The organism is Stieleria sp. JC731, assembly GCF_020966635.1.
Lineage (GTDB): Bacteria > Planctomycetota > Planctomycetia > Pirellulales > Pirellulaceae > Stieleria.
In genome coordinates, this window is record NZ_JAJKFQ010000005.1 from 440745 (window position 1) to 454205 (window position 13461).

The window sequence follows — 13461 nt, forward strand, 5'->3', positions numbered from 1 at the left end:
ATGCACGGGTCGAACTGAGTATGGAGCCCCGACGCCATGACTGACTTTGTTCGCGGACCGTTTCCACGTACCCGGATGAGACGACTGCGGCGACACGAATGGTCGCGCCGCTTGGTTGCCGAATCGACCCTTTCGGTCGCCGATCTGATCTGGCCAATCTTCGTGCATCCGGGAACAGGTTCACAGCCGATCGATTCCCTACCTGGTGTCGATCGCCTTGGTACCGATCAGGTTGTCGACGCGGCAAAGCGTGCCGTTGATTTAGGCATTCCCGCGATCGCGATCTTTCCGGCGACTCCGGCTGAGTTAAAAACAGCTGATGCGAAAGAAGCGATCAACCCGAACAATTTGGTTTGTAAATCAGTTCGAGCGATCAAGAAGGCCGTGGGAGATTCGATCGGTGTGGTTTGCGATGTGGCACTCGATCCATACAGCATCCATGGGCATGACGGAATTGTTAAGGACGGCGACGTCGTCAATGACGAAACGGTGGAAATGCTCCGTCAGCAGTCCGTTGTTCAGGCCGATGCTGGGTGTGACATCATCGCACCAAGTGACATGATGGACGGCCGCATCGCTGGGATACGCGATGCGTTGGAATCGTCAGGGCACACCAACGTGCAAATCATGTCCTATGCGGCGAAATACGCCAGTGCTTTCTACGGTCCGTTTCGTGATGCGGTCGGATCGAAGGGGAACTTGGGTGGCGCCAGCAAGAAGACTTATCAGCAGTCACCAGCGCAAGGTGATGAGGCGTTGCATGAGGTGGCATTGGATTTGGCCGAAGGTGCGGATAGCGTCATGGTCAAACCCGGCATGCCATATTTGGATATCGTCAGTCGTGTCAAGCAAACGTTTGGGGTTCCGACATTTGTTTATCAAGTCAGCGGCGAATACGCGATGTTGTCTGCAGCGGGACAGCTTGGGTGGCTCAATCGAAAAGACGTGGCAATGGAAAGTCTGTTGGGTTTCAAGCGAGCTGGTGCAGACGGAATCTTGACTTATTTCGCGCCCGAAGCCGCGCAGTGGTTGGCCGAATAATTTGACGGCTTGCTGTGAGATTCGTTTTTGCAGTTGAGCCAGCGCGAATGCGTTTTCAACACCAACTGTCAATCCGAGGCAAGTGAACCTTACTGAATCAGCAGATGAATCGAATCTTAGAAGCAACCCTTTTCGCGGCGGAAAAACATGCCGATCAGCGACGCAAAAATGCCGCCGCAACGCCGTACATCAATCACCCCATCGAGGTTGCAATGCATTTGGCGTCAGTCGGTAAGGTTGACGACGAAGCAATTCTGATCGCGGCATTGCTGCACGACACCATCGAAGATACCGACACCACCGTGGACGAGGTCCGTGACCGTTTTGGTGAAGAGGTAGCTTTTCTGGTCATGGAATGTACCGATGACAAGTCACTGCCCAAGCAGGAACGCAAGCGATTGCAGGTCGTCAATGCGCCGAACAAGTCTGTGGGCGCGAAGCAGATCAAAATTGCCGACAAGACGTGCAACCTTCGCACGCTGATCGATGATCCGCCGATCGGATGGGATTCCCAGCGATTGAAGGAGTACGTTCTGTGGGCGGAAAGTGTGGTCAGCGGTTTGAAGGGAGTGAACTCGGATTTAGACGCAGTGGTCGACCGGGTGATCGAGAAAGCCCAGGCAGAATTCGCTTAAATGCGATACACCGCTTTTTCCGGATCATCAAAGCCGCGTTCACTGCTGGTTGGATTGCTTCCCCTCCAGCAGTCCCGCCGCGGGCACCTTCAACCAAAAACATTGACGGATTAGTTCACTTTCAGTACTCTGAGTGGTGTAGTCGGCAACATTGTTGTTGCTGATTGCTCCCGCCTGCCCCCTGCTGGGCTACCTTCACGAGCGATGCGATACGTATTGTTTACCGTGTCGGACTGGCGCTGGTCATCCAAGAACGTTCTACGTCCCTACCGATGCCGGCGACCTGATTGACTCTGTCTGGATGTCAATGCGCAGGTTACACCGATTGGTGAGTCGTGGGACCGAGTTGTTTGCGAACCCCGGTATCCAACGTGAAGACTACGCCATCCGCTACCAAGTGGACTGTCGGTGCGATCGCCCCGGCTTCAGCTGCTTTCTTAATGGCTGCGTTGCTAATTCCCGCAACCGCAGTTGCTGATGAATCAAAGTCGGAAGCAAACGCTTCGGACGCGATCAGCTTTGCCAAACAAATTGAACCGATCTTGCGGAAGCAGTGCTATGGTTGCCACCAAGGAGCCAAGCAACTGGGGCAATATCGAATGACCGACTTCGCTGGTCTGGTCAAAGGTGGTGAGTCAGATCAAGCCGCGATCGTTCCAGGCAAACCCGATGAAAGCTACCTTGTCGAGCTGATCACGCCTGTCGATGGCGATGCCGAGATGCCGAAAGCGCCTGCGAAGCCGCTTCATGAAGCCGAAGTCGATTTGATCCGTCGCTGGATCGAACAAGGAGCCGTCAATGATCGTGTCGATGAACCGATCGAATACGATCAGGAGCAACCGCCGGTTTACCAAGCACCGCCGTCAATCGTCTCGCTTGACGTTTCTCCTGATGGAGCGTTGGTTGCTGTCAGCGGATTCCACGAGGCGATTGTATTGAACACTGACAGCGGCGCGACCGTTGCGCGGTTGATCGGCATCAGTCCACGTATCAATTCGGTACAGTTTTCACCTGACGGAACGAGGCTTGCCGTCCTTGGTGGTGCACCTGGCGAACGCGGTGAAGTGCAGATCTGGAACCCCACTACGGGCGAACTGCTGCTTTCAAAGTCTGTTGCCTATGACACGCTTTGTGGTGCATCTTGGTCTCCTGACGGTTCCAAGCTGGCGTTTGGTGCGACGGATAACGTTGTGCGAGCTATCAATGCTTCGACCGGAGAGCAGGTGTTGTTTCAAGGTGCACACGAGGACTGGATTCGTGATGTCGCATTTTCACCTGACGGCAGCCACCTAATTTCGGTTGCACGAGACATGTCGTGCAAGTTAACCGAAGTCGAAACCGAACGCTTTATCGACAACGTGACATCGATCACACCAGGGGCTTTGTCTGGTGGACTTAACAGTGTCGCAATGCACCCGGAGCGAAACGAGATCGTGGTTGGCGGCGCCGACGGAGTCGCAAAGGTTTATCGAATCTTTCGTGAGACCGAACGAAAGATTGGAGATGACGCAAACCTGATTCGAAAGCTATCGAAGCTGAACGGACGGATTTTTACGGTCGACTTCAACAAAAACGGAAACAAGATTGCTGCGGCATCAACACTGGACGGCGCTTCGGAATTGCGAGTTTGGGGATTCGATTTTGATACTCAATTGAGCGACGAAATCAAGAAAATCGTCGCCAAACGTGTCAGTAATCGTTCCGCCGAAGAAAAGGCGAAAGTCGAAGAGTACCGCCAGAAAGAGACGCAGGAACTGGTTTCCATTTCATTGCCAGGTCAAGTTGTCTACTCCGTGTCCTTTGGAAAGGACGACACGCTTTTTGTCGCGACTGATCAAGGCACCATTCGACGATATGCAGCCGACGGAAAGGAATTACCTGCACTGGAATTGCCGATTCAAATTGAATCCGTTGCCGCAGCCGAAAAGGCTTTCGATGCCCAAGCATTCGTCGATACTTTGCAAGCGACTGATGCCGCGGCGATAGATCCATCAATGGTGGCATCAATCGATGTCTATCCACAGTCGATCCAAACACGTTCGCCCTACGATTACACGCAACTGATTGTTACGGCGAAACTGCATTCGGGCGAGCTAATCGATGCAACTCGGTCAGTGGTGATCGAAGGCTCGACTGGGATCGCTACTACAAGTAACGGATTGGTTTGGCCGACTACTGATGGCGAAGGCCAAGTGACCATCCAATTAGGGAGCCACACTGCCAAAGTTCCAGTACAGGCCTCCGGGATTTCAAGCAGCGAAGATCAAACGGTCGGCGCGGTCGACTTTGTTAAAGACGTCAATCCTGTACTGAGTCGACTTGGCTGTAATCAAGGAACCTGTCACGGAGCGCAAAAGGGCAAAAACGGTTTCAAGCTGTCACTGCGAGGATACGACCCTATCTTCGACGTCCGAGCGTTGACAGATGATCTTGGAGCGAGGCGAATCAACGCGTCGGCCCCTCAGCAATCGATGATGTTGCGAAAACCTTTGGGATTGACGCCTCACGAAGGCGGTGTGTTGATGTCCGAAGGTGACCCCTATCACGCGGTGTTAAGTCGCTGGATTGCTGACGGAAGCCAGTTGAATGAAACATCGTCTCGCGTTGTGAAGCTTGACGTCTTTCCGCAAAACCCTGTGGTGCAGAAGATTGGCAATCAGCAGCAAGTTCGTCTGGTTGCCACCTATAGCGACGGGACAACACGTGACGTCACACGAGAGGCTTTTGTCGAAAGTGGAAACACCGAAGTGGCAACATCAGTCGGACACGGTTTGCTGTCTTCGGTTCGTCGCGGTGAAGCTCCGATCTTAGCTCGATTCGAAGGTAGCTACGCGGCGACTACATTGACTGTGATGGGCGACCGTAGTGAGTACCAAGAGCCGGATGTCGAAACTTGGGGACGTATCGACGAACTGGTTGCCGAAAAATGGAACCGCGTCAAAGTCACTCCGAGCGGACTGTGTGATGACGCGACATTTCTACGTCGCGTAACTTTGGATTTGACTGGGCTTCCGCCAACCAGTGAGGAGGTCCGGCAGTTTCTCAACGATCCGATGCCGACTCGACAAAAGCGATCTCTGGTGGTCGACCGCCTGCTCAGTAGCGAGGCGGCAATCGACTATTGGACGAACAAGTGGGCGGATCTGCTGCAAGTCAACCGAAAGTTTTTGGGGGTCGAAGGAAGCGAGAAGTTCCGTTCGTGGATTCGATCAGCCGTAGCCGAGAATCGTCCGTACGATCAATTCGTCCGCGAGATTATCACGGCAACTGGATCGAATCGTGAAAACCCCGCGGCGAGTTACTTCAAAGTCTTGCGGACACCCGAAGACACGATGGAGAACACAACGCACTTGTTCTTGGGGATTCGCTTTAACTGCAATAAGTGTCACGATCATCCTTTCGAACGTTGGACGCAGGATCAGTATTACGAAATGGCGGCATACTTCGCACAAGTTGATCTGAAAACGGATCCCGAATCGGGTGACAAGCGAATTGGCGGAACCGCTGTTGAAGGTGCCAAGCCACTCTATGAAATGGTCACGGATAAGTCGGATGGAGAGATGGTCCACGCCCGAACTGGCAAGGTGACTCCACCGGAATTTCCTTACCAAGTCGACTGTGCGGTACCCGAAGACGCGACTCGTCGTCAACGACTGGCACAGTGGATGACTGATGCTGACAATCCCTACTTCGCGAAATCCTTCGTCAATCGTCTATGGGGATACCTGTTGGGTAAGGGATTGATCGAACCGATCGATGATATTCGAGCCGGCAATCCGCCGACCAATCCTGAGCTGTTGGATTACTTGACGGATCAGTTTGTCGATTCGGGGTTTGATGTCGCAAACACATTGCGAGAGATCTGCAATAGTCGGACCTACCAACTGAGCGTCGAAACGAATTCCCTAAATGAAGACGACACGCTGAACTATGCACATGCAATCCCGCGTCGACTGCCGGCAGAAGTGATTTATGATGCGGTGCATTCGCTGACGGGGTCTGCCAGTGAGATCCCTGGGATGCCCAAGGGGACCAGAGCGGCCGCGTTGACTGATGCAGGAGTGAAGTTAAAGGACGGCTTCTTGCAAAACTTGGGACGTCCGGTGCGCGAAAGCGCTTGTGAATGTGAACGATCCAGCGATCTGCAACTCGGGCCGATCATGGCGTTGATCGGCGGTCCGACCGTCGCATCGGCGATCGCAGACCCGAAAAACGAACTCGAAAAAATCGTCGCTGACAATCCTGATGATCGCGAATTGGCAAATGAGATCTTCCTGCGTTCGATCGGGCGAGAGCCAACCGAAGCTGAGTATGCAGCCTTCGATCAAATGAAGCAGCAAATCAAGTTAGACCATGATTCGTTGGTCGAAAGTCTGAAGGCAGCCGAGAAGCGTTGGGCCGATGAAAAGGCCTCGCTCGAAGCGACTCGGCAACAGAAGCTTGAGGATGCGAAGACGCAATTGGCCGCGAGAATCGAAGCCGCCAAGCCAGACTTGGATCGATTGGCTATGGAACGCGAGCAGCGAATCACAGCAGCACAAAAAGTCCTCGACGATGCCAATGCGAAATTAGAATCCAAGGCCGAGGATTTTGCGAAAGCCAATCGCGATGGTGTCGAATGGCATCCGCTATCACCTTCAAAGATCTCGTCGACCAACAAGGTGAAGTTCTCGATCGGTCCCGATCGTGTAATCACGGCAACCGGGGACGCAGAGAAGGCGACCTACACGATCGAGTTTTCAACATCACTTCGATCGATCACGGGGCTGCGACTGGAAGCCATTTCAGACGCATCGCTTCCTGCAGGCGGACCCGGTTTGCCACCCAATGGCAACTTTGTTGTCACGGAAATCGATGTCATGGTTGCCGACGCAGAAAAAACTAAAGAGAAGCAGCCTGTGCAGATTGCCAGCGGCAAAGCTTCATTTTTGCAAGGCGGATTTTCGATTGAGGCAACGTTCGATGGTAACAAACGAGACCAAGGTGGTTGGGCAATCGCCGGAGCCACCGGCATGGATCAGTGGGCGACGTTGAAGTTCAAAGAGCCAATTGAAAACGCCGAGGGGGCTGTGATCACGATTCAGTTGCATCAATACCACAATGCGAAAGATCACCGACTAGGAAAGTTCCGAATCAGTGCGACCACCGATGGTGGTGACATCCCGCTCGATTTGTCAGAACGGTTGCGAGGTATCGCAAGGACCGAAAAGGACAATCGCAGCGAGGAGGCACAGAAGGCCCTGGTCGATTACGTCGGCAAGTCTGATGCCGAGCGAAACCAAGCCATCGCCGCCCTCGTTGAAGCGAAGAAGCCGGTACCGCCAGATGCCGAAACCGTTCGCTTGGAAAAACTACGCGATCGACTTTCGGTTGAAACTCCAGACGATCCTAATCTGCTGAGACTGCGTGAAGATGTCAAATTCAGTGCCACACAGATGAAGCAACTTCGACTGACAGCGGCCGAGGACTTGACCTGGGCATTGATTAACAGTCCCGCGTTTTTGTTCAACCACTGATCCAACAGACTCCGACCTTTCGTTCACCCCACCTCGTTCCGGAAACCAATCATGCTTTCTTTCAAAGGCTATCCGGCCAAAGACCTCTGCGATCGTCATCTCGGGGCAACACGACGGACTTTTCTGCGGGTTGGCGGATGCTCGATGCTTGGGCTGTCGTTGCCGTCGCTGCTGAAACTGCAAAACGCTGGTGCTCAACAAGCCGCGGCCAGTGAAATCATTGGTGGCGGTCCGGGGTGGGGAAAGGCCAAGAGCATCATCATGGTTTACCTTCAAGGTGGACCAAGTCATCTTGATCTGTGGGATCCCAAGGAGAACGTTCCGGACAACGTTAAAAGCCAATTCAGTCCGATCAGCACCAAGATCCCGGGAATCAAGTTCACTGAGAACTTGCCCAAGCTTGCCGAGATCAACGATCGTTTCACGATGATCCGTTCGATGTCATACACGCCCAATGGTTTGTTCAATCATACGGCGGCGATCTATCAGATGATGACCGGTTACACGACGGACAAGGTCAGTCCTTCCGGTCAGCTAGAACCGCCATCGCCAAAGGACTTTCCAAACTTTGGAAGCAACATCATCAAGATGAATCCGGTCGAAGAACCGATGCTTCCTTTTGTTATGCTGCCACGCCCGCTACAAGAATCAAACGTTGTCGGCAAAGGCGGGACCGCTGGTTTCCTTGGCAAGTCGTATGACCCATACACGCTGTATCCCGATGGCGATGATATGGACATGCAAAAAATGAGTCGCATCAAAATCGACGACTTAAAGTTACGACCGGAAGTGTTTAGTGTTCGTCTGCAGCGTCGCGCCCAATTGCGTGGGCTACTCAACGCCCAGATGCCACATATCAACAAAGCCGTCGAGAACTTGGAACTGGACGAATATTATGACCGAGCTTTATCGCTGATTGTTTCGGGACGTGCGCGCGAGGCGTTCGATCTTGCCAGTGAACCCGAGCAGTTGAAAGACGAGTATGGACGAAACACCTTTGGGCAAAGCTGTTTGTTGGCTCGACGTTTGGTCGAAGCTGGGACTCGGGTTGTCGAAGTCATCTGGCCGAAGGTTGCCAACAGCGACAACCATTCGTGGGATCACCATTCGGGACTAAGTAAGCGGATGAAGGATCAATCAGCTCCGATGTTGGATTCCGGTTTGACGACCTTGATTCGCGACCTTGATGACCGTGGAATGTTGGAGGACACGTTGGTGGTTGCGGTGGGCGAATTTGGTCGAAGTCCACAACGTGGGGTCAGCACAAGCGGAAATAACAATTCAGACGACGGCCGCGATCACTGGCCCTATTGCTACACCGCAGTTATGGCAGGTGCTGGAACCAAGCGAGGGTACGTCCATGGCAAAAGCGACAAAACCGCATCGGCGCCACTGGAAGACCCGGTCCATCCATCAGAGGTGCTCGCGACGATCTATCACAGCTTTGGAATTCATCCGGAAACGATCGTCTACAACCACCTCAATCAGCCTCGTGAATTGGTCAAAGCACAAGCGTTGACATCGCTTTTGACGTAGCGATCTGCGATGCCCATCAGATCTGGCAGCGAATAGAGATAGGTATCTCAGTTGGATCGCGAACCGAAATCGAGCAAAACCGAGCCGAGCCCCAGGGGCAATTGGTGTTTGGAGGGGCATCAAGCACCAATTTCGCCTTTGGGCTCGGTGTGAATTTTGGTGCGTTTCCTGGCGGCAGTCGATCTCTTCGCCTGATCCGGGGCAGTGTTTCTGTGGACAGCAGACGGCCAATCCCCCCAGAGCAACGGCACTAGCCAAATCAGTGGGACGGTAGATAATACGTCGATTGACCTACGAACACCAAAACGGTCACAGGCATCCACCGGTGGTCCGTTTGAAGTAATCGTTGTAGACTCCCTGCCCGAGACGGACATTTTCCCCATGCGAACTACCCTGGCACTCCTCGTGGCGCTGTCCACGACTTTGATTATGAGCAACGACACATCTGCGAAAGATCCTGGCGAAGCAACCGTAACCGACAAGGTTTATTTCGACATCGAAATCAACGGTGAACCAGCCGGCCGCATCGTGATGGGCCTTTTTGGTGACGACGTTCCCAAAACAGCCGAAAACTTTCGCGCCCTCTGCACCGGTGAAAAAGGTGTAGGCAAATCAGGCAAGCCACTTCACTACAAAGGCAGCAAATTCCACCGAGTTATTCCTCAGTTCATGCTGCAAGGCGGTGACTTTACGCGAGGAAATGGCACCGGCGGCGAGAGCATCTACGGCGAAAAGTTTGCTGATGAGAAGTTCTCTTTCCCACATGATCGTCCAGGTTTGTTGAGCATGGCAAACGCCGGCCCAGACACCAATGGCTCGCAATTCTTCATCACCACGGTTGAAACTCCTTGGTTGAATGGCAAGCACGTCATCTTCGGACGCGTGATTGACGGAATGGAATTGGTCAAACGCATCGAGTCGCTCGGTTCGTCACCATCTGGTGCGGTCCGACTGCCGATCGAAATCGCTGACAGTGGCGAACTGAAAGCTGAGAAAGAATAGTTCTAGAAAAGAACGAAATTGAACAACGAAAAACGGTCTGTGGCCCCTGGTGGGCGGCAGACCGTTTTTTCGTTTGCTGCTGCAAACGCTTGGCGACAAATAGAAATCCAACAGGCGGTTAACCGTTGGGGCGTTCCCGGTTTGACCAATGTCCCGTCGGATCGGTGCCGCGAACGTGGACTCCTTTTTCGTTCCAGCCCATGTCCGCGTGAACATCGGCACTGCAATAACGCAGTGTTAGCCCACAGCGTCGGCGGTCGGAGTTGTTTGCCTCGCTTCCATGCAGCAATAGATCGGCATGGATCGACGCTTGGCCGGCCTTCAACGGATCGATGACTTCGGTCCCATATTGATGCGGGTCTTCAATCGTTTGGTTCAGTACGTTGTGTTCACCGGAATCACTTGGGCGATAGGTCATGTGGCCTTTGGTATGCGATCCTGCAATGAACTTCATGCAGCCGTTCTCGAGATCTGCGTCGTCGATTGCCAACCAGACAGTGACCGCCTTGCTTGGTGAAAGGGGCCAGTAGCTCGCATCTTGATGCCATGCAACCGCTTTGCCATCGCCCGGCATTTTGCAGAAAAAGTGCGAGCCCCAACCGATGACATTTTCACCCAATAGATCTGCCACGCGAGACACGATTCGTTCATCGGTCAATAGATCGTATACCGGTCCGTATTTCAAATGAGCGGAACTGATCGAGTAGCTGTTTCCGCCTCCAGCGACGACTTGTTCAAGTAGGTTATCAAAGTAGTTGCGAATACCGGTGATTTCCTCGGCGGTGAAAATCTCTAAAGGACGGATGTAGCCTTCGGTATTGAACTGTTGAATTTGTTCTTCGGTCAGAACACTTGGCGACGTCGTCGTGGAAGGATGGAACGATAGATCGCGTTGCAGAGCTTGAAGTTCGTCTTCGGTGGGGATGATTTGATAGTCTTTCATAACAATCGTTTTAACGTCTTGATCGATGCAGCTATCGATTGGGGAGGGAACGATAGAGGGGACGCTCATTTTAGATCATTTGGATTGCCTTTCGACAGCGGTGAAGCACTTTGGCCGCACATATTCTGCTTTCTACTGGGCTGGTCCTTTGGGGGCGCCTTCATCCAGTCCGTCATACAGTGCCATCATGTTTCCGTTTTCAAAGATCTGCCAAGGTGTCCAGGCGAGGTAGATTTCACCGATCCGCAAATCACTTTTCCGAGGCGGAACTTCGATCGATTCAATCGGAATGTCTGAAGGGTCGGTTTTAACAGTCATCTGTTCCAACTCTTCTTGAAGTTCCCGTTCCAAGTCACGTAGATCATCTTTGAGTAGATCACGTGCCCTTTCGGCGCGTCGCACATCGTCTTTCTGTTGACTGGTCCGGTTTAGTCCGCGGGCGACTGTCATCACTCCGCCTTTTCGTCCACCCATGAACGCGCCAAAAAGAGAGGATGCTGCGGACAATAGCGTGGACCGTGACGCGGACTCGTATTGATTCGCTTCACGGTCAATGCGTTCTTCCGCAGTACGAAGTTTCTTTTCAAGTGAGTCGATTTTCTTTCGGTACTTCTCCCGCAACTTTTCCGTTTCAAGGTCTCGTTGTTCACGCCGAAGCTGAGCAAAGAATCTTGCAGCTTGTTGTTCAGTCGATTCGGCAGGTGCGTACCCTTTCAGCGAAGGGCTCTTATAGAGGGTCGCAAAGCAATGTCGGTAGAGATAGTTTTTGAGCTTCGTAAGGAACGACTTGTAGTTGGCCCCGTTGATCAAGTCATCTGGAAGCGTTGAATACAACATCCCTTCGGCAGGTCTGGTTTCGATTTCAACATCGGCAGACAGGGCAATGCTACTTTGCCAAAGGTCCTCTGGTACTGAATCAGCACAAGTCAATAGTCTTGTCGTATCAATCCATTGATCCAGATCGGCACTTGATCGAACGAAGTGCATCGACGCGTGAACCAGCAGCGCGGGACGGTAGACGAGCTGTGTTCCAAGCCTTGGTCGCTTGGTGGCAACCAGGAATCGTTCTTCAATGTTGGTGGGCACGACTGGGGGCTGTTCGCAGAAGCCTCCTGTCGCCGATTTCGGAAGCGAATCAACACTCGCTGTCTGATTGTCAATTTCAAGTTTATGTTCATGCATTAGCTGGCGGATTTGGTCCTGCCCCATGGGGCCAGCCAAATACGACATCGCCCAGCGAGTCTGGAAGGTGACGGGGCCATCGTCATGCACGTTGTTCATCAAGAAGACTCGATTGCCAAGTGCCGCCAGAGTTTGCTCCATCTCCGCGCGATCGAACTTTTGTCCGTTGGTCGCCGCAGCACCTTCGAGTCCTTCCAACACACGCGCTTTGTCACGCTCGGTCTGAAGCCGTCCCAAGAACCAGGTTCCAATGTTTGAAAGGCCTTTGTAGTCGAGGTCGACTGGGTTTTGGGTCGCGAGGGTAATGCCAAGACCATAGGCTCGCGCTTGCTTTAGCAAAGTCAGCATCGGGGCTTTGCTAGGCGGATTTGCCACCGGCGGAAAGTATCCGGCAACTTCGTCCATATAAAAGATCGATCGAAGCGAACTTGTACCGCTTTGTTGACGCATCCACGAAACCAATTCTTGCAACAAGATGGTCACAAAGAACATGCGTTCGCTGTCGGATAGGTGCGCGATCGAAATGACTGATAGCTGTGGCTTTCCGTCTTCCGCATATAGCAGTCGGTCGATCGAAAGTGGTTCGCCTTCCAACCAGGAAGCGAAAGCTGGTGAGGCGAGCAGGTTGTTCAGTCGCATTGCCAGTTTGGTTCGCTCACTTCCTGGCATGAAGGAATCGAGGTCCATCACACCGATGCGATCGATCGGTGGCGAACTGATCAACCGAATCAGGTTTGCGACGCCTACTTTTTGACCGAGCCGCCACTGATGCAGGAGGATTGTCGAGATCAGAATATGTTCTGGTGAAACCAATGGGTCTGCATTGATGCCCAGCAACGTCAAAAGTGCGGATACCGTTCCGGTCACTAGTTCGTTAACAGCTTCGGGGTTATCGATCATCCCCGGCGGTGGTGAATCCAGCGACTTCAAAACCGTCAACGGGAGGCCGATCTGGCTACCAGGCGTGTAGATCTTGACGTTGACCGATTGTTGGAAACGCCGAATGCGGTCAGGAGATTGTCCCCAGGAGGCGAGCCCTTCTTTCCAGCGTTTTGCGGTCGATAGTGCATATTGATCAATCGTCTGTCCGTGACGCGTCGCATCGGATTGATCAAGCCACGGGCGGAAGTCTTCCGCACTGAGATCCGGAAATGTGAGCATCAAGTTTGCCAAGTCGCCCTTGGGATCGACGCAGATTGCTGGGATCGAATCCAGCCCCGCTTCCTCAAGGAGGGAAAGGCAAAGTCCTGTTTTTCCACTGCCGGTCATCCCGACGCACATCGCATGGGTGCATAGATCCTTGGCGTCGTAGAGTAAAACAGGATCGAGTGTCTTGCCGCGTGCAAGATCGTATTGGCGACCAAGGTAGAACGATGCGAGTTTCTCAAAGCTGTCGGGATCGGGAGCGGTCATCGAAATTCACTCGCGTGATGTCAATGGAAATGTGGCATGTTCCGGTTGATCCAGCATACGGCAACGGAATCGTCATCGAAACAGATCGGGTGGTATCAATTCTAAAGTCGGATCGATCGATGTTCGAAAGGGGAGTATGCAAAGGACCGACCTAAAATTGATAGTCGGCTCTCCAACCCGATCGATGGCATGT

Annotated in this window: 7 protein-coding genes; 5 read left to right on the plus strand and 2 right to left on the minus strand. The window is 52.9% G+C overall.

The window, feature by feature from the left end; genetic code table 11:
• Positions 1–36 precede the first annotated feature (36 nt).
• From hemB to LOC67_RS12770, 5 genes are all read left to right on the plus strand, one after another.
• Positions 37–1041, plus strand: coding sequence for a porphobilinogen synthase (hemB, locus tag LOC67_RS12750; RefSeq protein WP_230262988.1), 1005 nt, complete (start codon positions 37–39; stop codon positions 1039–1041).
• Positions 1042–1145: 104 nt separating this feature from the next.
• On the plus strand, positions 1146–1676 hold the full coding sequence (locus LOC67_RS12755; protein ID WP_230262989.1) for an HD domain-containing protein: 531 nt from the start codon (positions 1146–1148) through the stop codon (positions 1674–1676).
• A gap of 371 nt (positions 1677–2047) precedes the next feature.
• Complete coding sequence (locus LOC67_RS12760; protein ID WP_230262990.1) at positions 2048–7192, plus strand: DUF1549 domain-containing protein; 5145 nt, start codon at positions 2048–2050, stop codon at positions 7190–7192.
• Between the two features lie 51 nt (positions 7193–7243).
• The gene (locus LOC67_RS12765; RefSeq protein ID WP_230262991.1) at positions 7244–8728 is read left to right on the plus strand and encodes a DUF1501 domain-containing protein; all 1485 of its coding nucleotides are present in this window, start codon (positions 7244–7246) and stop codon (positions 8726–8728) included.
• Between the two features lie 429 nt (positions 8729–9157).
• A complete protein-coding gene (locus LOC67_RS12770) occupies positions 9158–9730 on the plus strand; it encodes a peptidylprolyl isomerase (protein ID WP_230262992.1) in 573 nt (190 codons plus the stop codon).
• A 118-nt stretch (positions 9731–9848) separates the two neighbouring features.
• Here the strand turns inward: LOC67_RS12770 and LOC67_RS12775 are convergent, their stop codons facing one another.
• Positions 9849–10742: a phytanoyl-CoA dioxygenase family protein gene (locus LOC67_RS12775; RefSeq protein ID WP_230262993.1), complete on the minus strand. Its 894-nt coding sequence runs from the start codon at positions 10740–10742 to the stop codon at positions 9849–9851.
• Positions 10743–10805: 63 nt separating this feature from the next.
• A complete protein-coding gene (locus LOC67_RS12780; RefSeq protein ID WP_230262994.1) occupies positions 10806–13268 on the minus strand; it encodes an ATP-binding protein in 2463 nt (820 codons plus the stop codon).
• Positions 13269–13461: the final 193 nt, after the last annotated feature.